We start from the raw sequence: 25,184 nt of genomic DNA, 5'->3' as shown, positions 1-25,184 counted from the left end.
TCTCTTTCTTTCTTATGGGCTTTATGTATAATGGGCGGCCATCTGCCGCCCATTTGTACTTTATGCGTTTACTTTAAGCTTTTTGAACTCTTCTGTTAACAGAGGAACAACCTCAAACAGATCTCCGACAATACCGTAATCAGCTACCTTAAAGATATTGGCTTCCGGATCTTTGTTGATCGCGACGATTACTTTGGAGTTGGACATCCCGGCTAAGTGCTGAATAGCTCCGGAAATACCACATGCAATATACAGATCTGGTGTTACCACTTTACCCGTCTGTCCAATTTGCAGTGAATAATCGCAATAATCAGCATCACAGGCTCCACGTGAGGCACCTACAGCTCCATTTAAAACAGAAGCAAGCTCTTTTAATGGCTCAAAGCCTTCCTCGCTCTTAACACCGCGGCCGCCGGCAATAATAACCTTAGCTTCGGATAAGTCAACGCCTTCACTCGCTTTGCGGACAACTTCCTTAATGATTGTGCGAAGATCCTTGATCTCTGCAGCAACAGAAGCAACATCTCCTGATCTTGATTCATCTTTCTCCAAAGGAGCTATGTTATTTGGACGGATGGTGGCAAAAAGGAGGCCATCTGTCACAATCTTCTTTTCAAAAGCTTTTCCTGAATAAATCGGGCGTGTGAAGACCAGATTGCCGCCTGCTTCTTCAAGGCTTGTTACGTCAGAGATTAAACCCGACTCAAGCTTGGCTGCAATTTTAGGAGCAAGATCTTTCCCCATTGCTGTATGCCCAAAAATAAGGCCATCCGGACTTTCAGAATCAATCACAGCCATTAAAGCCTGTGAAAAACCATCTGGCGTATACTGCTTCAGCTTCTCATCTTCAACAGTTACAACACGGTCAGCACCATAGTGAATCATTCCACTCGCTAAAGCGCTTACAGAATCACCAATTAAAACTCCTACAACTTCTCCGCCTTCTGATGCAGTCTTACCGGCTGCAACAGCTTCGAAGGATACATTACGCAATGAACCGTCACGGACTTCACCTAACACTAATACTTTTCTAGCCATATGTTTTACCCCCTGCGTTATTATTAATCAGTAATTGATGATCAGACAACTTTAGCTTCAGTATGAAGAAGTTTCACCAGTTCCTTAACTTGATCTTCCAATTCGCCTTCAAGAACTTTACCTGCTTCTTTTTTAGGCGGCATATAGATTTCAATTGTCTTTGTCTTAGCTTCAACATCGTCCTCATCAAGATCAAGATCGTCAAGCTCAAGCTCATCAAGAGGCTTCTTTTTCGCCTTCATAATTCCTGGCAAGGATGGATAGCGAGGCTCATTCAGACCCTGCTGGGCAGTGACCAATAATGGAAGAGATGTCTCAATTACTTCTGAATCCCCCTCAACATCACGTACTACTGTGGCAGAGCTGCCATTAATATCAAGCTTAGTAATAGTTGTTACATAAGAAATCCCTAAAATTTCTGCTACACGCGGTCCAACCTGTCCGGAACCTCCATCAATTGCTACATTCCCAGCAATGATTAAGTCAGCATCTTTGTCTTTCAGGAATTCGGATAAGATTTTTGCCGTTGTGAACTGATCCCCATTCTCAACGTCATCTTCTGTATTGATTAAAACAGCTTTATCAGCACCCATCGCAAGAGCGGTACGGAGCTGCTTTTCAGCTTCTTCTGTTCCCACAGAAACAACTGTTACTTCTCCGCCATTCGCATCACGAACCTGGATTGCTTCTTCAATTGCATATTCATCATAGGGATTAATGATAAATTCAGCGCCATCTTCATTGATTTTACCGCCGGAGATTGTAATTTTTTCTTCAGTATCAAATGTTCTCTTCATTAATACGTAGATGTTCATGATTTCCCTCCTAGTAATTAAGCCTTGTCATAGTACAAAGCCATTAATAAAACATTTCTTCACTTCGAAAGATTGAAAATATTTAACGCGTACAGAAAGGTTGATCTGTTTCGAACTGCCCGCTTATTTTAAAATTGAGCGGGCGCTCGCTCACAGACCATAACTTAACCAATGAATCTTCTGAAGATTAAATTAACCGCTTACATGTCTATTATAATAGATTATTAAGATGAATGTAATCTTTCAGCTCAATTCTTTTAATTGCTATTTTCCGGTGAAGTTTGGCTCCCGCTTATTAATAAATGCAGATATGCCTTCCTTCCCATCTTCAGATACAAATACTTTTCCAAACAATTCTGCTTCTTTCTTTACACCCTCGTAGAATTGACCGGTTTTTCCAAAGTTTAATAGCTCAATAGCCGCCTTGATGGAGCCTGGGCTCTTCTTGGCAATTTTCTTTGCCATTTTATAGGCATTTTCCAAAAGCTGCTCCTCAGGAAAGGCATGGTTAGCCAAACCGTATTGAACTGCTTCAAGCCCGGTGATCGGGTCGCTTGTGAACAGCATTTCAGCTGCACGAGCAGTTCCTACATAGCGGGGAAGCCGCTGAGTTCCGGCAAAACCGGGAATCAATCCAAGCTGAAGCTCCGGAAGGCCGAGCTTTGCGTTTTCAGCTACAAGACGGAAGTGACAGCCCATCGCAAGCTCCAGGCCGCCGCCAAGTGCTGCCCCATGAATGGCTGCTATAATTGGCTTAGGGAACTTTTCCATCCGCTCAAAGAGATCCTGTCCATAGGTCGCTAAGTTTGAAAAATCCTCTCCGCTTTCAATAGTTGTAAATTCTTTTATATCAGCTCCAGCTGAAAAGAATCTGCCTTCTCCGTGAATTAGAATAACTCTAACTTCACTATTATCTTCAACTTCATCCAGGACAGCTGAAAGCTCTTTCAATACACCTGATGAAAGAGCATTCGCAGGCGGACGTTCAATTGTAATCGTCGCTACGAAGTCGCTATGGGACCATTTAAGGTATTCCATCGTATCCCTCCTACTATATTATTGAGCACTATAACATTCTCAAGGTTTTCCACACCCGCTGATTAAAAGTTTATGAACAGGTCCTGCCAATGCCGTAAGATCATATTTCTGCTCATTCATTACCCATGTGGTCACGGTTTCGTCCATGGTGCCAAAAATCATCTGACGCGCCAGCCTGATATCCAGGTCTGCTGAAAACTCACCGTTCTCCCTGCCGTCATCAAGAATTCTTTCCACTAAAGTGAGGTAGCCCTTGAGCACCTCATTAATTTTGTGGCGAAGGTCTTTATTGGACTGCCTCAGCTCGAGCTGGGTTACAATTGCCAGGTGCTTGTCTTCCGAGAGCATTTTAAAGTGCGATTCTACCATCATTAATAGTTTCTCTGCAGCTTTCTCTTTTCCTGCTATTTTTTCCTCAATTTTCTCAACAAAGTAGCCCATTTTATCCTGAAAGAGGGATATTAATATATCTTCTTTGTTTTTAAAATATAAGTAGATCGTGCCATCAGCGACACCAGCCTGTTTGGCAATCTTTGATACCTGAGCCTGGTGATAGCCATTTTCAGCAATCACGACTACAGCTGCATCAATAATCTGCCGGTATTTAGGCTTTGTTTTTTTCATGTTGGTCCCTCCTTTCAGAATAAACGGTGCATTGATTCTAACAGGCAGCAGTGCGGGAAAATTCCTTTCCTGCTGCCGGGGTCAGCCTGTCCACTTGGTTTATTATTTTTAAACTAAAATGAATGAATCATCATTCATATTTTTATAATAGTAGGACAATTCGTTTGTGTCAAGAATTTCCCTTTAAATATATTCTATTATTACATTTGCTTTATATCTGGACAAGCTTATTGATTCAAAAATAAAGAGCCGATTGAAAATCGGTCTCTGAAGCTAAGCCCGTTTTTCCTCTTCTTCTTTAAATTTCTTCTTTTCTTCATCCACTAACGCCCTTCTCAGTATTTTTCCAACTGCTGTTTTAGGAAGCTCACTGCGGAATTCATATAGCCGTGGAACCTTATAAGCTGCCAGATGCTTTCTTGCAAACTGATCCAGTTCATCTTCCGTTGCCTCTTTTCCATCCTTCAGCACAATATAAGCTTTTACTGTTTCTCCTCGATACGGATCCGGTATTCCGGCAGCAACCACTTCCTGTACTGCTGGATGCTCATATAGTACCTCTTCTATTTCACGCGGGTAAATATTGAATCCTCCTGCAATAATCATATCCTTTTTCCTGTCCACTACATAGAAATATCCCTTCTCATCCATATAGCCAAGGTCACCTGTGAGCAGCCAGCCATCTCTTAAGCTTTGCTCCGTTTCTTCGGGTCGGTTCCAATAGCCTTTCATTACCTGAGGTCCTTTAACCGCAATTTCGCCAACTTCTCCTGCCGGAAGTGCTTCTCCTGTCTCCAGTGAGAAAATTGCTGCATCTGTATCAGGCCATGGGACACCTATACTGCCTTTGACACGGGGGCGGTCCCATAAGAAGTTCGCATGAGTAACAGGTGATGATTCAGTCAGACCGTAGCCCTCTACAAGCTTGCCTCCTGTTATTTCTTCAAATTTCTGCTGGACTTCAACCGGCAGGGCAGCAGATCCGCTAATGCAGGAGTCTATAGAAGATAGATCATATTTTTTTATATCCGGATGGTTCAATAACCCAATGTAAATAGTAGGTGCTCCAGGAAATAAGGTCGGCCTTTGTTTATGAATGGTTTTCAGGGTAGTTTCGGGATCAAACTTAGGAAGGAGGACCATTTTATGCGCATCCATTACAGATAAAATCATGACTGTTGTCATTCCATACACGTGAAAGAATGGAAGTATGCCAAGCACCGTCTCCTCGCCGCGCCTGCACTTATAAAGCCAGGCCTTGCACATCGCTGTATTGGATACAAGGTTGCTGTGAGATAGCATGACACCCTTAGGGAAACCGGTCGTGCCGCCTGTGTACTGCAATAATGCCAAATCTTCTTCAAAATCAAATTTATGGATTCTAAGTGGCTCTGCCGGTCTTTTTAATATTTCTGTCAGCAAATGATTATGACCTTCATGTTTTACATTAACAACGATTCCATATTGTTTTTTCTGGATAAAAGGATATATTAAATTTTTAGGGAATGGAAGTGCATCTTTGATTGCCGTTACAATTATATGCTTCAATTCTGTATGCGGCATCACTTTGGTCACTCTGGGAAATAAGATATCCATTGTAATGATCGCTTTTGCTCCTGAGTCTTTCATTTGGTATTCCAATTCACGTTCCATGTACAGCGGATTTGTCTGGACAACAATCCCGCCAGCCATCAGAATTCCATAATAGCTGATAACGGACTGAGGAGTATTCGGAAGCATGATCGCTACCCGGTCTCCCTTTTCAATTCCAAGGCTCTGCAAATATGCAGCGAGCTTCAGGGAAGATTCGTAGATATATTTATATGTGAATTCCTTCCCCATAAAGTGGATTGCTATTTTTTCCGGAAATTCTTCTGCAGCATTTTTCAAATAATCCTGTACCGGCTGTTTTGGATATGACAAAGTTGAGGGGATTTCTTCCGGGTATTGCTTAAGCCATGGTTTTGCTTCTACCATTTTGTCCCTCCTTCATTCTTGCTAAAGTTTCAGAAAAGCGATGTACTCCTTCTGAACTTTTTGAACATTCCAACTGTTCTTTCTTATTATAATATAATGCTGGATCTATGACAATTAGAATAAGACCTTGCACTCAGGAAGAAATTTTCATATAGGCTGTCCACTCTATCTGTAATATTCTTCAAATGATTAAAGTAAAAAAAATCGCCATATGAATTGGCGATTTCCTCATTTCCCTATTTTACAAAAATATTATGCAATGAAAAATATATAAATGGCCCCAATAAGAACAAATACTCCGCTAAGAACCAGCAGAACCTTTGCTAACTTTTCCAATGTTAATTCTCTCCTTATAATAAACCTGCACCAATGACATAAGACAAACCGATTGACAGCACCATGGAAATAAAGCCGACAGCTTTGTTATTATTCTCAATTTCTTCGTCTATTCTAAACTTTGGTGTTAAAAACTCAAATATGAAATAGCCTATTAACAAAAGAAAGAAGCCAAAAACCCCCCAGGTAATCATTGTCAGCAAGGTATCATTATGCATAATGGAGTGCCTGAAGATATTGGCGATCCCAAAAATTTTCCCGCCGGTCGCCATCGCTACAGCAAGATTCCCGTTTTTTATTTCGTCCCAATTGCGATACTTGGTGACTAATTCAAAAACGGCTAAAAAAACAATCATACACAAAATGACAACACTGTAATAAGCAGCTGTCTGGATAAACTCATTTTCCCAAAATTCTTTCATTTATATTCTCCCCGCCGGTATTACATCCCCTTCCCCTTTGAATAATCATAAGGGGAAGGGAAGCTTATTTGAATTCAACGATTGTAACCCCTGTACCGCCTTCTCCAGCTTCACCAAACCTGATTTTCTTTACAGATCTGTGATTTCTCAGATATTCCTGAACACCCTGCCTCAATGCACCGGTCCCTTTACCATGAATGATGGAGACACGGGGATATCCAGCCAGCAGGGCATCATCTAAATATTTCTCGACTCTTAAGAGCGCGTTTTCATAGCGCTCGCCCCGTAAATCAAGCTCAAGGCTGACGTGAAAATCTCTTCCTTTCACCGTTGCCACTGGTTTTGTTTCCACAGGTTTTGGGCTTTTAATGTACTCCAGATCCTTTTCGGCCACTTTCATTTTCAGGATACCAATCTGAACCTGCCATTCATTTTCAGACACCTTTTCAAGCAGATGCCCTTTTTGCCCAAAACTCAGAACTTTAACCTCATCGCCTGCTTCAAAAACATGCTTAGTATTCTTTGGCTTTAGTTTATTTTTGGCTGTGCTCATCTGGGGCGCAGCATCGGACAGGCGTTTCTTTGCTTCTATCAGCTCGTGTTCCTTCACCTCAGCATGTTTCTCCATCCGCATCTTTCTTAAATCACGGATAATCTCTTCTGCTTCAGCCTTGGCTTTCTCAACGATATCGCCTGCTTTTTCTGCAGCCTTCTCATGCATAGCATCTTTTTGCTCATAAAATTCAGCCATTTGCTTTTGCAGATCTTTATGGAGTTTTTCAGCGCTTTTTAAAAAGTCATTGGCTTCTTCCATATCAGCCTCTGCCTGTCTGCGGCTTTCCTCCAGTGAAGCAATCATGTTCTCAACCTGATTTGTATCTGTTCCGATATAAGATCGTGCTGTCTCAATCACTTGATCATTGAGCCCAAGCCGTTTAGATATTTCAAAAGCATTGCTTCGGCCCGGAACCCCAATCAGCAGCTTATAGGTTGGGCTTAACGTTTCAATATCAAATTCTACACTGGCATTGATAACTCCTTCTCTGTTGTAGCCATAAGCTTTCAGTTCAGGGTAATGAGTTGTGGCAATAACTCTTGCACCCCGCTTGTATACTTCATCAAGAATGGAAATCGCGAGAGCTGCACCTTCCTGCGGATCTGTGCCTGCACCAAGCTCATCGAATAAAACCAGACTATTGAAATCAACCTGGTTAAGAATATCGACGATATTCACCATGTGAGAAGAAAAGGTACTTAAGCTTTGTTCAATTGACTGTTCATCTCCGATATCAGCATAAACATTTCCGAAGACCGCTGTTTCAGAACCATCAAGCGCCGGGATTTGCAGACCGGCTTGTGCCATCAATGTGCAAAGCCCCAGTGTTTTTAAGGTAACTGTTTTCCCGCCGGTATTAGGTCCCGTTATGACTATTGTTGAATAATCATCTCCCAGCTTAATATCATTTGCCACCACTTCTTCAATCGGAATAAGCGGATGCCGGGCTTTGAATAATGAAATTTTCCCTTGATTATTAATTTTTGGTTTGGAGGCTTTTATGCGTTTACTGTATCTGGCTTTTGCAAACGTAAAATCGACTTCTCCGAGCACATCTACAATGGTTTCCAGTTCACTGCTATTCTCAGCAGTCTGTCCTGATAGCACTATGAGAATCCGTTCAATCTCCTGCTGTTCTTTTACCCTGATGCCCTGTAATTCATTGTTCAGCTGGACAATGGACGCGGGCTCAATGAATAATGTCTGGCCGGAAGAACTCTGGTCATGGATTATGCCTCCATAATGGCCCCGGTATTCCTGCTTAACCGGTATGACAAACCGGTCATTTCGGATCGTTATAATCGCATCGGAAAGCATTTTTTGTGCGCTGGAAGACCGAATCATGCTCTCCAGCCGCTCCCTTACCCGCGATTCTTTTGTACGAAGCTGATTTCGAAGGGAACGAAGAGTCTCGCTCGCACTGTCAAGTACTTCCCCATTGTCATCGACCGCATTACGGATAGATGTTTCCAAATCCGCCAGAACAATAATTTTATCTGTATATCCCAATAGGATCGGCAGGCTGCTTTCTTCCTCGGCAAATTCCTCGATGAACCGTTTCATTTGCCGGCTTGCATGAATCGTGCTGGATATCTGGTTAAGTTCCTGGGGACTAAGCATTCCGCCAATAACCGCCCGCTTCACATGAGGTCGTATGTCAAAAATGCCCCCAAGCGGTACATTCCCTTTAATTCTAAGCACTGTTACCGCTTCATCTGTTTCTTCCTGCCTGCGGATTACTTCTTCATAGTCAGTTGAAGGAAGAATATTTAAGGCCTTTTTTCTTCCCAAGGACGAAGAAACATGTTCCAGCAGCTGTTCCTTCACTTTATTGAACTCAAGTATCTTCAATACTCTTTCTTGCATGAGGACTTTCCCCTTTCATGCCCAATTTTCCTACTGGCGTTCTCTCAGAAATTTGAGCAAATCTCCTGTTTCTAAGGCATTTAAAACGGATTCTTTCTTGATCCATCCTTTCTTTGCCGCAGAAACACCGATTTCCATATGATTTAAAGTATCTATTTTATGTGCATCTGTATTAATCACTATTTTCACACCGGCTTCCTGAGCTTGTCTGATATGTTCAGCAGCAAGGTCAAGCCGGTTTGGATTTGCATTCAGCTCAAGGGCTGTATTTGTTTCCCTGGCGAGCTCGATGAGCATTTCCATGTCTACTTCATAGCCTTCCCTGCGGCCGATCAATCTTCCCGTAGGGTGGGCAATAATGTCAACATGGGCATTCTGCAGAGCCGTTTTCAAGCGGTCCATGATTTTTTCTTTCGGCTGTGAAAAAGAAGAATGGATGGAAGCAATGACAATATCCAGCTCCTCCAGAAGTTCATCGTCATAATCGAGCGATCCATCAGGCAGAATATCCATTTCTACCCCTGATAATATGGTGAAATCATCGAATTGCTCATTTAGCCGCTTTATTTCTTCTTTCTGCCTGCGAAGCCTTTCGGCTGTCAAACCGTTCGCCACTCTCAGGTACTGGGAATGGTCTGTTATAGCCATGTATTTATAGCCGCGGGCACGGCACGCTTCGATCATTTCCTCTATGGAATAAGCGCCATCACTCCAGGTTGAGTGCATATGAAGATCACCCTTAATATCTTCAAGAGAAATGAGCTCCATGTCTTGCGTATATTCATCTACTTCTTTCCCATCTTCCCTAATTTCAGGAGGGAAGAACGGAAGCCCAAAATGCGCGTAAAATTCTTCTTCATTATTAAACGTAAGGATTTCACCTGTCTCTGTATTTTCGACTCCATATTCACTGATTTTTTCCCCGCGCTCTTTTGCGAGCTGGCGCATTCTGACATTATGGTCCTTTGATCCAGTAAAATGATGGAGTGTTGTGGCAAATTCATGCGTCTCAACTATTCGGAAATCAGCCGATATATCATAGGAATGCTGAAAGACAACAGAAACCTTTGTTTCTCCTGCAGCAATTACTTCTTTGATGCCGGCTAGACTTAATAGCTGTTCTTTGACAGAAGCAGGATTGTCAGTAGCTATGATAAAGTCGAGGTCTTTGATTGTTTCCCTCATTCTCCTTAAGCTTCCTGCCCTTGAATACTTTTCAATATCCTTCATTTCAGCCAGGGCTGCTTCTATGCCTTCTGCTATCGGCAGCATGAATGCAAGCGGGAGCCGTTCCGGTCTGGTTCCTGCATTTTCAAGGGCAGCGAGTATCTTTTCTTCAGATTTTTCTCCGAATCCTGCCAGTCCCCGGACCTTCTTATTGCGGCACGCTTCCTCAAGGTCTGCAGCATTTTCGACGCCCAGTTCTTTATATAGCTTGGCTATTTTCTTGCCGCCAAGCCCCGGGAGCTGAAGCAGAGGAATTAATCCGGCAGGGACTTCTTCTTTCAGTTCATCCAGAACAGAAGACTTTTCTTCTTTGATGTACTCCTCTATAACAGCAGCGGTGCCTTTTCCGATGCCGGATAGCTTTGTGAAATCATCAATTTCAGTCAAGCTTTCATCATTAGATTCAAGTGCGAGTGCCGCTTTTCGGAAGGCGGCTGTTTTGAACGGATTTTCTCCTTTTAACTCCATATAAACAGCGATTGTTTCTAAAAGTCTGACAACATCTTTTTTATTTATACTCATAAAAACCACCTGCCCGTAACTGTATTCGTATCCGTATTATCTCTTATTTTGCAGTGCAACTTCAAATCATGGCTATTTTCAAAAGACTGTTTTTCGCAATGTTTGCTGCTTTTTATATATTATTCACTGAGTTGATTGGAGCGGAAGGTGCGAGACTCCTGCGGGAGTAGCGGGACAGGTGAGACCCCGCAGACGCGCAGCGTCGAGGAGGCTCACCACCCGCCCCGCGGAAAGCGAGCAGCCTGGAGCGGAAATCAACGGACAACATAGTTGGCGAATAACAACATTTTTTACAAAAGAGCCTTTCAAAAAGAAAACTTCTCTAGAAATAGAGAAGTTACGCAGCCATATATTCAACCCACATTTCTTTGAGCTGGTTAGAGAGAACAGGCGTATTCTTAACCATTAATTCTGCCATAAAGGAATTATTGATCGGCCCCTGCAGGACTTCGATTGGAACGAGTGCTGCTATGTATAATAGAATAAACATGATAAGATAGACTTCGATAAATCCGAGAATTCCGCCAGCCCAAACGTTCAGCTGTTTCAGTACTGGAAGATGGGCAACAAAGTCGAGCATGCTTCCAATAATCTGCAGCAATATTTTTACCGCAAAAAAAATCACGACAAATGCAATGGCGCGATAGTAAGCATCTTCAAGATTCCCATTCTCAAATAACGTCTTAATCGCCGAGTCACTGCTAAAGCTTGGATATGGCACCCATAAGGTCAGCTTAGGCGCAAGCTCACCGTAATACATACGGGCAACAATGAAAGCAATAATGAATCCGGTCAAATGAATTAATTGGAGGATAAACCCTCTTTTCAAGCCTATTAAAAAACCAAAAACTAAAATAATGATAATTGCAAGATCCAGCATGACTACTTTCCGTCCTTTACTCTATTTAATTCGTTTTCCAGCCGTTCCAGACGGTCTGTTAGCTTTATATAATCATTAACTGCATTGACTGCGGTCAGCACGGCCAGCTTACTAATGTCGAGTGAAGGATTCTTCGAACTGATCTCACGCATTTTATCGTCAACCAGCGAAGCGACAAGGCGAACATGGCTGGAGCTTTCTGAGCCAACTATTACATATTGCTGTCCATAAATATCTACACTAGTTCGGTTTCTTTGTATGTCTGACAACGTCCATGCCCCCTTCTTTAAAGAATCCTAATCAATATCATAACACGAACGCATATTGGTGGGAAGTCAAAGCATGTCAGATGAGCCGTTAATGCAAGTGTTTTCCAAATAGAGGGAATAAATTCAACAGTACACTAAGATGAGGAGAATTAATATGAGCCAGGTAGTCCTTTTAAAAAAAGCAAGTGAAATCTCAAAAATGAAGGCCCATTATTCAGGCAGCCTAAATGACAAGCAGCCTCCTGGAAGTGTATTTGCTGCAAAAGTGCCGGGATGTTCGATCACTGCCTATAAATCAGGCAAGGTCCTCTTCCAAGGGAGCGGATGTGAAGCAGAGGCTAAAAAGTGGGGAGATACCGCACGCAGTTCACAGCCCAGCAAAAAAACCAGCCCTGCCGCTGCCAACCTGCCGGAAAATATCAGTTCTCTTTCTGTCATAGGTTCAGATGAAGTGGGCACCGGGGATTATTTTGGCCCCATTACGGTGGTTGCAGCTTACGTAAAGAAAGATCAAATTCCTTTGCTGAAGGAGCTTGGAGTTAAGGATTCAAAAAATCTGGGAGATGAAAAAATCATCGAAATCGCAAAGCAGATTAAAGATATCGTTCCCCACAGCCTGTTAACATTGCACAATGAAAAATACAATAAGCTTCAGCAATCAGGGATGTCACAGGGGAAAATCAAAGCATTGCTGCACAATCAGGCAATCGGGCATGTTTTAGGGAAAATCTCTCCTGAAAAGCCTGAAGCCATTTTGATTGACCAATTTGCCAAGGAAGAGATTTACTTCAATTATTTAAAAAACCAGCAGACCATACAGAGGGAGCGGGTCTTTTTCAGCACAAAAGCGGAAGGAATTCATCTGGCTGTTGCAGCAGCATCCATCCTGGCACGCTATGCGTTTGTGCGCCATTTTGAAAACCTTAGCACAAAGGCCGGTTTCCGGCTTACTAAAGGCGCCGGTCCGAAGGTTGATGAGGCAGCTGCCCGGCTTATTAAGGAAAAAGGGCGTGAAGCATTGCCTTCTTTTGTAAAACTGCATTTTGCAAATACTGAAAAGGCACTGAAGCTGTATAGCAGGAAATATAATTGATAATAAAGAAAGTTAACGGCCAGTTAAAATGAAAAAGGCAGCCCTCAGGCTGCCTTTTTCATTTTATCCTCTCAATACCGCTCCGGCTTTTTCCTTCACAGCTTCCAATACTTTGTCATGCGCTTTTGTTACATCTTCATCCGTCAGAGTACGTTCAGGATCGAAGTATTTAAGGGAGAAAGCAAGCGATTTTTTGCCTGGCTCCATCCGTTCACCTTCGTACAAGTCAAAAACATGTACGTCTTTTAATAATTTGCCGCCAGCTTCTTTAATGATTCCTTTAAGCTCGCCTGCTGCTGTTCCCTGATCTGCCACAAGTGCAATGTCCCTTGTGATGGAAGGGAAACGCGGAATAGCTTCATACTGTAAAGGTGAAACTTCTTCTTCCAGAATCGCTTTTAATGAAAGCTCAAATGCATAGGTTTCTTTCAAATCAAGCTCTTTTTCGACAGTTGGATGGATTTGTCCGACAAATCCCACTGACTCCCCGGAAAGCAATATTTCTGCTGTTCTGCCAGGATGCATTCCATCCTTTTGCGCTTGACGGAATTCAATCTTATCAGAGAGTCCCAGCTTTTCAAATAAACCTTCAAGGATACCTTTTACAACGTAAAAATCAACTGGCTTCTTTTCTCCCTGCCATGGATGGCTGTGCCAAAGACCAGTAACCGCACCTGCAAGATGCTCACGCTCTTCAGGCAATTCCTCTTCTCTATTCGAGAGGAACACTGCCCCAGTTTCATAAACAGCCAGACTGTCGTTCTGACGTGCCGAATTATATTTTAATACCTCCAGAAGCTGCGGAACAATACTTAACCGAAGCAGGCTGCGATCCTCACTCATAGGCATTGCCAGCTGCACAGGTTTGCGTTCTTCCAGTGCATATTGAGCCGCTTTTGCTTCATTTGTTAATGAATAAGTCACTGCCTGATAAAGTCCCGCACCTTCAAGGCAGCGGCGGACCATTCTGCGTTTATTCTGATATTGGGTAAGATGCCCTGGTGTAGATGAACCAACCGGTAAAGTTGATGCCAGGTTATCGTAGCCAAATAATCGGCCAACTTCCTCAATAAGGTCTTCTTCAATTGTGATATCGCCTCTGCGAGTTGGAACTGTAACAGTAATTGTATCGTTATCAGTATTCGTTGCAAATTGAAGACGGGCAAAAATACCCTCTACTTCTTTCATGGATAATTCCGTACCAAGGACACGATTGATTTTTTCAAGCGTTACAGACACCACAGCAGGCTCAACTTGCAGTGCATCAGCTTCCACAGAACCTTCAAGCACTTCTCCGCCCGCATATTGTGCAAGCAATTGAACAGCTCTTTCCGCAGCAGCTCTAACTCTGTTTGGATCCACACCTTTTTCAAAGCGTGCGCTTGCTTCGCTTCTTAATCCATGGTCTTTTGAAGCTTTTCTAACCGTTGCCCCTTTAAAATAAGCTGATTCGATAATCACATTTTTTGTGTCAGGCTGTACTTCAGAATTTGACCCGCCCATGACACCCGCAAGTGCAATTGGCTCTGTCCCATTTGTTATTAAAAGATGATCTGATGTTAACTCGCGTTTTGCATCATCAAGAGTGACAATCACTTCGCCATCATTTGCTCTGCGGACAAGGATTTGCTTTGATCCCAGCCGGTCATAATCGAATGCATGAAGCGGCTGGCCGTATTCAAGCAAAATGTAGTTTGTAATATCCACCACGTTATTGTGAGGGCGAATGCCTGCTGCCATTAAACGCGCCTGCATCCATACAGGAGATGGGCCAACCTTTACATTTTTTACAACCTTCGCAACGTAAAGAGGATTATCTTCTTTTGCGTCCACTTGAACATCGATGTAAGCAGATGCCCTCTCTGAAGAAGTCTCTGCTTGAGGTGCAGGAAGCTTTACTTCTCTTCCTAAAATAGCTGCCACTTCATATGCAACACCCAGCATGCTTAAGCAGTCAGAACGGTTTGGAGTCAATCCAAGTTCCAGAATCTGGTCGTCACGATTAAGCTGCAGAAGAGCATCCTGACCAACCTCTGTATCATTAGGAAAAACATAAATGCCTTCAGAGTATTCCTTTGCAATCAGCTTACTTTCAATGCCGAGCTCTTGAAGCGAACAGATCATTCCATTCGATTCCTCGCCGCGCAGCTTGGCACGCTTTATTTTAAAATTACCTGGAAGAACAGCTCCAACTGTAGCCACGGCCACTTTCTGTCCCTTATCCACATTCGGGGCACCGCAGATGATCTGTACAGGCTCACCCGCCCCTGTATCGACTAAACATTTATTCAGTTTATCAGCATTTGGGTGCTGTTCCCTTTCAAGGACATGCCCTACAACCACACCTTTGATACCTTCATTCAAAATCTCTACGCCTTCAACTTCTATACCGCTTTTAGTAATCTTTTCTGAAAGCTCTTCAGGCGTAACGCCTGATAAATCAACATATTCCTGCAGCCATTTATATGAAACGAACATTTGTGATCCTCCTTAGTAATTGTCAAGCTCCGGGCTTTCTAATTATTCATGAATTGAAAATTGTTTCAAGAAACGCACATCATTTGTGTAGAAATGACGAATATCATCTACACCATACTTCAGCATGGCAATTCGCTCAGGACCCATTCCGAATGCAAAACCTGTGTATTTCTTAGAGTCGAAGCCTGCCATCTCAAGAACATTTGGATGAACCATTCCTGCACCAAGAATTTCAATCCAGCCAGTGCCTTTACATACGCTGCAGCCTTTTCCGCCGCATATTTTACAGGAAATATCCATTTCCACAGATGGCTCTGTAAACGGGAAGAAACTTGGGCGAAGACGGATTTCCCTGTCATCACCAAACATTTTCTTTGCAAAGACCTCCAATGTTCCTTTTAAATCAGTCATTCGGACGTTTTCATCTACAACAAGTCCCTCTATTTGCATGAACTGGTGAGAGTGTGTAGCGTCGTCATTATCTCGGCGATATACTTTACCCGGGCAGATGATTTTAACTGGCCCCTTGCCTTCATGCTTCTCCATTGTTCTTGCCTGTACCGGCGAAGTATGGGTACGAAGAAGAATATCTTCTGTAATATAGAAGGAATCCTGCATATCCCGGGCAGGATGGCCTTTAGGAAGATTCAATGCTTCAAAATTATAATAATCTTTTTCAACTTCAGGACCTTCAGCTACCGAATAACCCATTCCAATGAACAGATCTTCAATTTCTTCAATAATTCTTGTCAGCGGATGGTGGTTTCCTGATTTAACAGGTCTTCCCGGTAGAGTGACATCAATTTTTTCTGCAGCCAGTTTTTCCTGAACAGCCGCTTCCTCCAGATGCTTTTGTTTTTCCTCAATTCCGGCAGCAATGCTGTCCCGCACTTCATTTGCAAGGGCCCCCATTTTGGGACGCTCATCAGCAGACAATTTCCCCATTCCTTTAAGCACTTCAGTAATCGGGCCTTTTTTGCCTAAATAAGATACACGGATATCATTTAGCTCTCTCAAATCAGCGGCTGTGCTGATCTTTTCTAACGCTTCAGTTTGCAGTTCTTTTAAACGCTCTTGCATCTAAAAATCCTCCTTGATATTAATTCATTTACTTTTTTGGCCAAAATAAAAAACCTCTATCCCCATAAAGGGACGAGGTTTCGCGGTACCACCCTTTTTAACACATATATGTACTTCATGCACGTGTTCTCTTCATTGGGATAACGGCTTATGCCGGTACATCTTTACAAAGAAAAGCGGAAGTGGCTCGTTCAGCCCCGACAAGCATAAGACGAGCCTCTTGGAAAGGTGTTCTTTACCTTTCTGAGAGGATTGGCTTATGACCTCGAGGGGCTAGCCGCTGCAGCTGGACAACTCAGCAGGGCGCGCCAAAGCATTACTTTTCAATGGTCCCGATGCCAACTCAGGAGGTGAAACTTCTCTTGCATTTCCTGTAAAAATGCTTTCAGTCTTAGGCATTTTCTCCCTGAAAAGGCTTAGTGCAAGGTACTGGTCTCCGTCATCGTTTTATTATTATAATTTTGCTGTTAATTATATTACATTCTTAAGACTGTTTCAAACGGTTTTGAAAAAATTGCCGCCCATTTTCTATTTTCTTAGATGATAAAGAAGAATTCCGGCAGCCACCGCCACATTAAGTGATTCGCTTTTCCCGAATATCGGTATATAAAGGTTTGCTGCTGTATTGGCCAGGAGCTCTTTATTTACCCCGTTTCCTTCATTTCCAACGAGCAGGGCGAAGGAATCAGATGACTCATACTTCGTGTATTCCCGGGCATCTTCCAAAGCGGTTCCATAGACAGGTACATTACTTTCTTTCAGTTTGAAGATCCAGTCGGAAAGGTTTCCTCTTAAAACAGGCACATGAAAGTGGCTGCCCTGTGCAGAGCGGAGTACCTTCGGGTTATATGCGTCAACGCTGCCTTCACCCACAATAACGGCATCGATTCCAGCCGCATCAGCCGTCCTGATCATCGTCCCCAGATTGCCGGGATCCTGGACGGCATCAACTAATAAAAATTGTTTTCCTTTCACTTCCTCAGTGGATGACTGCTGGCTGCAGACTGCAAAAATTCCCTGTGGTGTTTCGGTATCTGCCAGCAGTCCGATAATTTCATCTGTAACCATTGTTACAGGGATGTCGCCATAGTCCCAGCCGGGAGGCATATTTTTATTTTCATCAATGATTATTTCTGCTATTTGATTGGCTTTAAGTGCTTCTTCTACCAGATGAAAACCTTCAACTAAAAAGCTTCCTGTTTTGTCACGCTCTTTTCTGGCCAGAAGTTTTTTCCATTCTTTAACTTTTGGATTTTTTGCAGATTGTATATGCTTCAACACGGTCTCTCCTTTTAAAGAAAATCCCGTACAAACGGAATTTTTCTGTACAGTTTTTTCATTATAGCTTATTTGGAATACATAATAAAAGTAAAATTAGAGAAGATAATAACGAATTAAATCTGGAAGGAGTGCATTAAGGTGAATTTAAACCTGCGCAATGCCGTTTTACACAATGTATCAGGCAACTCTCAAGATGAACTGAAAGATACAATCGTAGATGCCATTCAAAATGGGGAAGAAAAAATGCTGCCTGGCTTGGGTGTTTTATTTGAGGTAATTTGGAAAACTCCTCTGAAGAAGACAAGCTTGAAATGCTTCAAACCTTGGAGAGCAGTCTTAAATAAAATGAAAAACTCCGGAAAAAAGCCCGGAGTTTTTATTTTATTCAAATGTAATCTTATCAACCGTTTCCCTGTCAAGCTTCTTAATCACTTCAGCAATAAGCTTAACTGCATTTTCATAGTCATCACGGTGAAGCATTGCTGCATGGGAATGGATATACCGTGTTGCGATGGTGATTGAAAGGGATGGAACTCCATTATGTGTAACATGAATGGCTCCTGAATCTGTTCCTCCGCCAGCGATGGCATCAAATTGATAAGGGATATTCAGTTCATCTGCAGTGTCTGTTACAAGGTCACGCAGGCCTTTGTGAGAGACCATTGATGCATCATAAAGGATGATTTGCGGCCCTTTGCCCATTTTGCTCATGGCTTCTTTTTCAGAAATCCCCGGTGTATCTCCTGCGATTCCCACGTCTACACCAAATGCGATATCCGGCTCGATTTTTTGCGCAGAAGTACGGGCTCCGCGAAGACCAACCTCTTCCTGAACCGTTCCTACACCATAAACTTCATTCGGATGCTCAGCATCCTTTAATTCTTTTAGCACATCTATAGCAATTGCGCAGCCAATGCGGTTATCCCAGGCTTTCGCCAAAAGCATCTTTTCATTATTCATAACCGTAAACTCAAAATATGGAACCACCATGTCACCAGGTTTTACGCCCCAGTCTTTTGCTTCTTCACGGCTGGAAGCACCAATATCAATAAACATGTCTTTAATTTCAACAGGCTTTTTGCGAGCATCCGGTGATAAGATATGCGGCGGTTTTGAACCAATTACCCCTGTAACATCTCCTTTCGACGTTACAATTGTCACGCGCTGTGCCAGCATAACCTGCGACCACCAGCCGCCAACTGTCTGGAAACGGATGAAACCTTTATCATCAATGTTTGTTACCATAAATCCAACTTCATCCAAGTGACCGGCTACCATGACCTTCGGGCCGCCTTCTTTGCCGGTTTTTTTAGCAATGAGGCTCCCCAGTCCATCTGTTGTCACTTCATCAGCATATGCTGTTATGTATTTTTTCATAACCTCGCGCGGTTCGCGCTCATTTCCCGGTATTCCTTTCGCATCTGTTAAGTCTTTAAGCATCGTTAATGTTTCATCTAATTTAGCCATCATTTCGACTCCCTTAATATTTATTTAATCCTATTATACCGAACATCGGATTCAATATAAAGAATTATCAGACGGATAATCCCTCAGGCTGCAGGCGGAAAAATCTAATATCCTTCAGCCTGCCTCTTATAATTTACTTCATTCTTGTCTATATATGCTTTTTCTATATGCGAAGAGTTAAATCCAAGTATTTCCCCCAGCTGTAAGTAGACTGCAATAAGGTCTTTATAATCCGTTAAAGAACGGCTGGTCCGAAACTTTCCGATAGCATCATAAACAGACAGGAACTGGTCATTCACTGAAACCGCCTTTTCCACCGGAACAGCAAAGTTCTTTTGCCCGTCAAATCCGCATTCAATTCCAAGCGATAAAATGAAATGTATACCGTCTACAAACTCCTCCAATACTGTTTCCTGAGGGGAGGAAGGCTTAAGGCTCCAGAACTTAAAGCATCTTGTCTCATTAGCAAGCTCTCCCAATTCAACAAGCAGCGCCAGTATCTTACGGTCAAACAAATCTTCTTCCTCTAAACCATGGTTTGATTCTATATGGCTGTCCAGCCCTTTTTGCATTTGAAATAATTGCTGATAATTCATTTTTTCACCGTCCTATATGAAATGATTAACTTACATTATAGTGCCCATCAAAAAAATTATAACAAATCGCAAAAAAGTTGAAACTTTTTTTAATCTAATCCGTATAGTAAGGAAAATAATAATGGAGGGCTGGTTACTATGTGGCTCCTGCGTATGCTATTGTTTGCTCTGATTCTTTTTCTTATATACACCGCGGTAAAATATCTGCTCAATTCCAAGAGAAAGCTAGAGCTTGCCCACGAACAGAAACGATATTATTTTTGGGATGACCATGAAAATGTCAGGAAAAACTTCCTGATTACGTATAAAGGGGTTTTATTTGAAGGTGAAAAGTATTTGGGTACCACTGATAATGCTTTTGATGTGGTCTCCATTTTCCTCTGGCCGCACAATACATCGGCCCTTAAAGGGATGGTAAGGGAGGATTTTCTTTTTATTGAAAGAAAAATAAGCGAGGCCTATCCTACTGCAAAAATTGACTGGAAAAGCCCTGTAAAGGAGTTCATGCACAAAACAGCTTCTCCAGGCGAGGAAATTAATGATCATCTTTAAAAAACGTTCGGCAGCCCCGAACGTTTTTTTATGCTGTTTTGAAGAATTCTTTCCATTTAATAACTGTAACCTTTTCCCTCAGTACAAATACCAAAACAGAAAGTGACAGCAAAATAAGGACAATCATTGAAGGCGTAAATCTGCTGATAAATTCCCCAAAAACGGTATAAAAAACAGCCAGCGGCAAATTGGTGATCCATGAATTTTTCAGATACTCATTAATTCCTTTATTTCTTTCCATCAGGCAAAAGCTCAATAAATGATAATGAATAAAAGGGATTAGCCTTAAAACTGCAACCTGGCCGACAGTTAAATTCCGATACTCCCCGAACCACCGCTTCTTTAATAAAGATAGCTTTTCATGTGTCCGCGGCATTTTTGTGATCAAAAAATAAAAAAGAATGCTGCTGATCATTAACCCCGCAAGAGAGAAAATAGAGCCAAAAAGACTTCCAAACAGAACTCCCCCTGTTATACAGACAAGCGGTACCGGAATAAATAGAAACTGCCGGATGATATGAAAAAAGATAAAAGCAATAGGAGCAAGAATGCCAGCAGTTTCTGCCATAGCAAACAATAAGGTCAATTGATCATTCATGCCTTCACCTCTCCCTGATGACTTTCCTGCTGTTCACTAAAGCTTATGGATGGCGCTGACCGTTTATGACAATTGAATAATCAGGTACATAAGCAAGCCTGCTTCAAGCAATGCCAAGAAAGGCAGTCCCCATTTAAACTGAACATGCTTCGTTTTATGCCTGAAGGTCTTCATGCCAAAAGCCATTCCCGCTGCCCCGCTCAAAAAGGCGGTGATCCAGAGGTTCTTCTCACTTATACGGAACTCACTCCGTTTGGCTTTTTCTTTATCAAGCTTCATCAGGTAAAAGCCAATCACATTCATCATCAGATAGATAAGAGCAATTGTTTTAATCATGAGCTTTCTCCTTTTTGTATGTATTAAGTCTGTATTGAGCTTAAACGAAACGGAAGCTTACTGTCCATTAAAAGCAAAATAAAAAGCCATCCCCATAGGGAATGGCTATTGTGAAAATTATTACTTGCTAAGCTGCTGCTTTGCAACTGATGCTAATTCAGCAAATGCTTTTTCGTCAGCGATTGCTAATTCAGAAAGCATTTTGCGGTTAACTTCGATGCCAGCAAGCTTTAAACCGTGCATTAAACGGCTGTAAGAAAGACCGTTCATGCGAGCTGCTGCATTAATGCGAGTAACCCAAAGTTTGCGGAAGTCGCGCTTTTTCTGGCGACGGTCGCGGTAAGCATACATTAGGGATTTCATAACCTGCTGGTTAGCAACTTTGTATAATGTATGTTTTGAACCGAAATAACCTTTAGCTAATTTGATGACTTTTTTACGACGTTTGCGAGTAACTGTACCGCCTTTTACACGTGGCATATTATTTCCCTCCTAATTTCGAGATATTACTTAAGATTTACTAATAAGTTACGGATGCGCTTGTAATCGCCTGAAGAAACAAGAGTTCCTTTGCGAAGCTTACGCTTTTGCTTTTGTGATTTGTTCGCGAACATATGGCTTCTGTAAGCGTGAGAACGCTTCAGTTTACCAGAACCTGTTCTTTTAAAACGCTTAGCAGCGCCGCGGTGAGTTTTCATTTTTGGCATTGGGAATTCCTCCTCTTACTTGTCGTTTTTCGGTGCTAAGACCATAAACATGCTTCGGCCATCCATTTTTGGATGTGATTCCACTATTGCAACTTCATTGCATGCTTGTGCGAATCGAATTAGTACACGCTGGCCAATTTCCTTATGCGTAATAGCACGTCCTTTGAATCGGATCGATGCTTTAACTTTATCGCCTTTTTCAAGGAATTTAATAGCATTGCGAAGTTTAGTATTAAAGTCATGCTCTTCAATAGTCGGGCTAAGACGAACTTCTTTAATACTGATAATCTTCTGGTTTTTGCGAGCTTCTTTGTCTTTCTTCTGCTGCTCGAATTTGAACTTTCCGTAGTCCATGATACGGGCTACCGGAGGCTTCGCACTCGGTGCAACCAGAACAAGATCAAGATTGGCACGAGAAGCAATTTCAAGTGCGTCGAATTTTGATTTAATACCTAACTGCTCGCCGTTTTGGTCAATAAGACGGACTTCGCGGGCGCGAATGCCCTCGTTTAACAACATATCTTTGCTAATAGCTAGACACCTCCAAGGTTTAATGCGAACACAACGTTTGGGTCAAGAAAAGCGCAAGCGCCTGCTTAGCAGACAACTTTAAAGCTGTAAGCTGCACCGGACCAAAGCTGAATCGCAAGTTATGAAACATTTCTCTTCCGTGACGGAATCAGAGCTGTTTTAACCAAATAAAAAAGTGCGGATGAAAACACCCACACTTACGTATATAAACAGAAAATGTTCACGTAAAACCTGCCAACTGCGCTTTGCGTCAATCAGGTGAGAAGCGGGTGCTTCTTCTTTTCCTCAAACTGTATTCAATTACCTTAGCTACTATATCACAAAGAATGATTCCGTGTCAAACGAATAACTTTTATCACAACGAAGAAAAGCATAACAAACTTAATTGATTTTGGCAATACAATTTTAATATTTTTTCATAATGAATTTAATGCCAGCTCTTTCGTTTGTCTCATCCGGCTCTTAAATGTTCTAATGAATAACTTATCAAAAAGGGCTGCAGCACGTGCAGCCCTTTTTGATTATTATCGTTTTACTTCAGCTTTTAGTGCTGAGATGAAGTCTTCAAATGATACAGTTTCTGATTTTTGCTCTCCATATTTGCGGACATTGACAGCTTTTTCAGCTGCTTCATTGTCTCCAACAACAAGCATGTATGGAGTTTTTTGCATTTGCGCTTCACGGATCTTATATCCGATTTTTTCATTGCGGTCATCCAGCTCAACGCGGAAGCCCTCTGCCTGAAGCTGCTCCTGGACTTTTTTCGCATAATCAAAGTGAATATCAGGAGAAACCGGAATGACTTGGATTTGAACTGGGGCAAGCCAGGTTGGAAACGCTCCCTTGTACTCCTCAATCAGGAATGCCACAAAACGCTCCATAGTCGAAACTACTCCGCGGTGGATAACGACCGGGCGATGAGGCTTTCCATCTTCCCCTACATATGTCAGGTCAAAACGTTCAGGAAGCAGGAAGTCCAGCTGGACAGTGGATAGTGTCTCATCCTTGCCAAGCGCAGTTTTAACTTGTACATCCAATTTAGGACCGTAGAAAGCCGCTTCGCCTTCTGCCTCAAAATAATCGAGGCCAATTTCATCCATCGCTTCTTTAAGCATCGCCTGTGCTTTTTCCCACATTTCATCGTCATCAAAGTACTTCTCAGTATCCTGAGGGTCTCTATAGGAAAGACGGAATGAGTAGTCATTGATATCGAAGTCTTTATATACTTCGAGGATCAAATGTACTACGCGCTTAAACTCTTCCTTGATCTGGTCAGGTCGAACAAAGATATGTGCATCATTTAAAGTCATGCCTCGTACACGCTGAAGGCCTGACAGGGCACCTGACATTTCATAGCGGTGCATTGTTCCAAGCTCTGCAATACGGATTGGCAGTTCGCGGTAGCTGTGGATGCCATTCTTATAGATCATCATATGATGCGGGCAGTTCATTGGACGCAGAACAAGCTGTTCGTTATCCATCTCCATTACAGGGAACATGTCTTCCTGGTAATGATCCCAGTGGCCGGATGTTTTATAAAGATCCACGCTCCCCATGATTGGAGTATAGACATGGTCATAGCCCAGTCTTTCTTCCTTATCCACGATATAGCGCTCGATATTGCGGCGGATTGTCGCCCCTTTTGGAAGCCACATTGGAAGGCCCTGGCCTACTTTTTGCGAATTCATGAACAGGTTAAGCTCTTTGCCGATTTTACGGTGGTCACGCTCTTTTGCTTCCTCAAGGAGACGCAAATGCTCTGCCAGGTCTTCTTTCTTGAAGAAAGCTGTTCCATAGATCCGCTGAAGCATCTTATTGTCACTGTCGCCTCTCCAATACGCTCCGGCAATGCTTAATAGTTTGAACTCTTTCAATTTGCCTGTAGAAGGAACATGAACACCGCGGCAGAGGTCAAAAAATTCGCCCTGCTCATAGATTGTCACTGTTTCATCTTCAGGAATAGCCTCGATCAGTTCAAGCTTATATTCGTCATCTATTTCCTTGTACATTTCTACCGCTTCATTGCGGCTGACCTCTTTGCGGACAATATCAAGGTTTTCATTAATAATTTTTTTCATTTCTTTCTCAATCACTGGAAGATCTTCTGGTGAAAGCGATTCTTCCAGGTCGATATCATAGTAAAATCCGCCTTCAATAACTGGTCCTACCCCAAGCTTTACATTTTTATATAAACGCTTGATCGCCTGAGCCATCAAATGGGCAGTGCTGTGGCGAAGAACCTCCAGCGCATCGCTTGAGTCCGGGGTTACAATTTCAATAGCTCCATCCTTTTCGATTGGACGGCGAAGATCATACATTTCTCCATCCAGCTTGCCGGCAATTGCCTTTTTCTTTAGGCCCGGGCTGATCGAAGCTGCAATATCTTCTGTTGTCGTTCCCTTGGGAAACTCCTTTACAGCTCCATCTGGAAACGAAACTTTAACAACTTCTGACATGATATTTCCTCCCTTTTTTATAAAGCGCAAGCGCCTCGATCAGCCCCGACAAGCACAAGGCGAGCCTCCTAAAAAGGCGTTCTTTCCTTTTTTGGAGGATTGCCCGAAATGTGGAGGCGACTGCCCAGGGACGACAAGCATAAGACAAGCCCTGCAAGAAGGCGTTTTCTCCTTCTGAAAGGGATTGGTTTATGTCTCGAGTCCCTAGGAGCCGCAACTGGACAAACTTGTGACCTCGAGGGGCTAGGCGCTGGAGCTGGATTCAGATTTTGCTCCTAAAACGCGTTTTACACAAAAAAATAAAAAAACCCGTCCCTAAAAAAGGGACGAGTTATTATTAACACGCGGTTCCACCCTACTTCTCGCCTTCATAAAGACAAACGACTCTGTAGTAAGATAACGGTCTTTTCCCGCCAGCCCATTTCCTGGCTGGAGTTCA

General features: G+C 42.6%; 23 protein-coding genes, 1 pseudogene and 1 other annotated feature. Of the genes and pseudogenes, 3 read left to right on the top strand and 21 right to left on the bottom strand.

Features of this window, described 5'->3' with window-relative positions; all coding sequences use genetic code 11:
• Window positions 1-60: 60 nt before the first annotated feature.
• The 10 genes from LLY41_RS05520 to zapA form a co-directional block, all read right to left on the bottom strand.
• Entirely contained in the window at window positions 61-1,038 is a 978-nt protein-coding gene (locus LLY41_RS05520; RefSeq protein WP_095244937.1) for an electron transfer flavoprotein subunit alpha/FixB family protein, read from the bottom strand.
• A gap of 41 nt (window positions 1,039-1,079) precedes the next feature.
• Window positions 1,080-1,853: an electron transfer flavoprotein subunit beta/FixA family protein gene (locus tag LLY41_RS05515; protein WP_251168405.1), complete on the bottom strand. Its 774-nt coding sequence runs from the start codon at window positions 1,851-1,853 to the stop codon at window positions 1,080-1,082.
• Window positions 1,854-2,117: 264 nt separating this feature from the next.
• Window positions 2,118-2,891: an enoyl-CoA hydratase gene (locus tag LLY41_RS05510; protein ID WP_095244935.1), complete on the bottom strand. Its 774-nt coding sequence runs from the start codon at window positions 2,889-2,891 to the stop codon at window positions 2,118-2,120.
• Window positions 2,892-2,930: 39 nt separating this feature from the next.
• Window positions 2,931-3,515, bottom strand: a complete 585-nt coding sequence (locus LLY41_RS05505; protein ID WP_076260626.1) for a fatty acid metabolism transcriptional regulator FadR — start codon at window positions 3,513-3,515, stop codon at window positions 2,931-2,933.
• A gap of 273 nt (window positions 3,516-3,788) precedes the next feature.
• A complete protein-coding gene (locus LLY41_RS05500) occupies window positions 3,789-5,492 on the bottom strand; it encodes a long-chain-fatty-acid--CoA ligase (RefSeq protein ID WP_304587118.1) in 1,704 nt (567 codons plus the stop codon).
• A gap of 350 nt (window positions 5,493-5,842) precedes the next feature.
• Window positions 5,843-6,250, bottom strand: a complete 408-nt coding sequence (locus tag LLY41_RS05495) for a DUF350 domain-containing protein (RefSeq protein ID WP_095244933.1) — start codon at window positions 6,248-6,250, stop codon at window positions 5,843-5,845.
• Between the two features lie 64 nt (window positions 6,251-6,314).
• Complete coding sequence (locus LLY41_RS05490; protein ID WP_095244932.1) at window positions 6,315-8,672, bottom strand: endonuclease MutS2; 2,358 nt, start codon at window positions 8,670-8,672, stop codon at window positions 6,315-6,317.
• A gap of 30 nt (window positions 8,673-8,702) precedes the next feature.
• Window positions 8,703-10,421: a DNA polymerase/3'-5' exonuclease PolX gene (gene polX, locus LLY41_RS05485; RefSeq protein ID WP_304587117.1), complete on the bottom strand. Its 1,719-nt coding sequence runs from the start codon at window positions 10,419-10,421 to the stop codon at window positions 8,703-8,705.
• Window positions 10,422-10,758: 337 nt separating this feature from the next.
• Complete coding sequence (locus tag LLY41_RS05480; protein ID WP_095244929.1) at window positions 10,759-11,301, bottom strand: CvpA family protein; 543 nt, start codon at window positions 11,299-11,301, stop codon at window positions 10,759-10,761.
• A 2-nt stretch (window positions 11,302-11,303) separates the two neighbouring features.
• Complete coding sequence (zapA, locus tag LLY41_RS05475; RefSeq protein WP_304587116.1) at window positions 11,304-11,570, bottom strand: cell division protein ZapA; 267 nt, start codon at window positions 11,568-11,570, stop codon at window positions 11,304-11,306.
• A gap of 154 nt (window positions 11,571-11,724) precedes the next feature.
• On the opposite strand from zapA, the gene rnhC reads away from it, so the two are divergent.
• Window positions 11,725-12,663 carry a ribonuclease HIII gene (gene rnhC / locus LLY41_RS05470; protein WP_304587115.1) on the top strand — a complete coding sequence of 313 codons (939 nt, stop codon included), beginning with the start codon at window positions 11,725-11,727 and terminating at the stop codon, window positions 12,661-12,663.
• Between the two features lie 63 nt (window positions 12,664-12,726).
• Here the strand turns inward: rnhC and pheT are convergent, their stop codons facing one another.
• The 3 genes from pheT to LLY41_RS05455 form a co-directional block, all read right to left on the bottom strand.
• Window positions 12,727-15,141 carry a phenylalanine--tRNA ligase subunit beta gene (pheT, locus tag LLY41_RS05465; RefSeq protein WP_304587114.1) on the bottom strand — a complete coding sequence of 805 codons (2,415 nt, stop codon included), beginning with the start codon at window positions 15,139-15,141 and terminating at the stop codon, window positions 12,727-12,729.
• A gap of 42 nt (window positions 15,142-15,183) precedes the next feature.
• Window positions 15,184-16,221: a phenylalanine--tRNA ligase subunit alpha gene (pheS, locus tag LLY41_RS05460; RefSeq protein WP_304587113.1), complete on the bottom strand. Its 1,038-nt coding sequence runs from the start codon at window positions 16,219-16,221 to the stop codon at window positions 15,184-15,186.
• A gap of 528 nt (window positions 16,222-16,749) precedes the next feature.
• Window positions 16,750-17,499: a TrmH family RNA methyltransferase gene (locus tag LLY41_RS05455; protein ID WP_095244925.1), complete on the bottom strand. Its 750-nt coding sequence runs from the start codon at window positions 17,497-17,499 to the stop codon at window positions 16,750-16,752.
• 141 nt (window positions 17,500-17,640) lie between these two features.
• Here LLY41_RS05455 and sspI point away from each other — a divergent pair.
• A pseudogene (gene sspI, locus LLY41_RS05450) lies at window positions 17,641-17,846 on the top strand (small acid-soluble spore protein SspI).
• Window positions 17,847-17,883: 37 nt separating this feature from the next.
• Here sspI and LLY41_RS05445 read toward each other — a convergent pair.
• Both LLY41_RS05445 and LLY41_RS05440 read right to left on the bottom strand, forming a co-directional pair.
• On the bottom strand, window positions 17,884-18,969 hold the full coding sequence (locus LLY41_RS05445; RefSeq protein ID WP_095244923.1) for a M42 family metallopeptidase: 1,086 nt from the start codon (window positions 18,967-18,969) through the stop codon (window positions 17,884-17,886).
• Window positions 18,970-19,073: 104 nt separating this feature from the next.
• Complete coding sequence (locus tag LLY41_RS05440) at window positions 19,074-19,565, bottom strand: dUTP diphosphatase (protein WP_095244922.1); 492 nt, start codon at window positions 19,563-19,565, stop codon at window positions 19,074-19,076.
• A 138-nt stretch (window positions 19,566-19,703) separates the two neighbouring features.
• Between LLY41_RS05440 and LLY41_RS05435 the strand changes: the two genes are divergently transcribed.
• Window positions 19,704-20,117: a sigma-w pathway protein ysdB gene (locus LLY41_RS05435; protein WP_095244921.1), complete on the top strand. Its 414-nt coding sequence runs from the start codon at window positions 19,704-19,706 to the stop codon at window positions 20,115-20,117.
• 28 nt (window positions 20,118-20,145) lie between these two features.
• Here the strand turns inward: LLY41_RS05435 and LLY41_RS05430 are convergent, their stop codons facing one another.
• The 6 genes from LLY41_RS05430 to thrS all read right to left on the bottom strand — a co-directional run bounded on the left by LLY41_RS05430 (window position 20,146) and on the right by thrS (window position 24,745).
• Window positions 20,146-20,715: a TVP38/TMEM64 family protein gene (locus LLY41_RS05430; protein WP_095244920.1), complete on the bottom strand. Its 570-nt coding sequence runs from the start codon at window positions 20,713-20,715 to the stop codon at window positions 20,146-20,148.
• 63 nt (window positions 20,716-20,778) lie between these two features.
• Entirely contained in the window at window positions 20,779-21,051 is a 273-nt protein-coding gene (locus LLY41_RS05425) for a DUF1294 domain-containing protein (protein ID WP_095244919.1), read from the bottom strand.
• A gap of 120 nt (window positions 21,052-21,171) precedes the next feature.
• The gene (gene rplT / locus LLY41_RS05420; RefSeq protein ID WP_095244918.1) at window positions 21,172-21,531 is read right to left on the bottom strand and encodes a 50S ribosomal protein L20; all 360 of its coding nucleotides are present in this window, start codon (window positions 21,529-21,531) and stop codon (window positions 21,172-21,174) included.
• A gap of 26 nt (window positions 21,532-21,557) precedes the next feature.
• Window positions 21,558-21,758, bottom strand: coding sequence for a 50S ribosomal protein L35 (rpmI, locus tag LLY41_RS05415; RefSeq protein WP_009333215.1), 201 nt, complete (start codon window positions 21,756-21,758; stop codon window positions 21,558-21,560).
• A gap of 15 nt (window positions 21,759-21,773) precedes the next feature.
• Complete coding sequence (gene infC, locus LLY41_RS05410; protein ID WP_048008086.1) at window positions 21,774-22,277, bottom strand: translation initiation factor IF-3; 504 nt, start codon at window positions 22,275-22,277, stop codon at window positions 21,774-21,776.
• A 175-nt stretch (window positions 22,278-22,452) separates the two neighbouring features.
• Window positions 22,453-22,576 (bottom strand) — a sequence feature (ribosomal protein L20 leader region).
• A gap of 237 nt (window positions 22,577-22,813) precedes the next feature.
• On the bottom strand, window positions 22,814-24,745 hold the full coding sequence (gene thrS, locus LLY41_RS05405) for a threonine--tRNA ligase (RefSeq protein WP_304587112.1): 1,932 nt from the start codon (window positions 24,743-24,745) through the stop codon (window positions 22,814-22,816).
• Window positions 24,746-25,184: the final 439 nt, after the last annotated feature.

Source organism: Cytobacillus firmus, assembly GCF_023612095.1.
In the GTDB taxonomy this organism is placed as follows: Bacteria; Bacillota; Bacilli; order Bacillales; family Cytobacillaceae; genus Cytobacillus.
The sequence above is the reverse complement of the archived record's forward strand: the minus strand, read 5'-3'. Positions and strand labels throughout refer to the sequence as shown.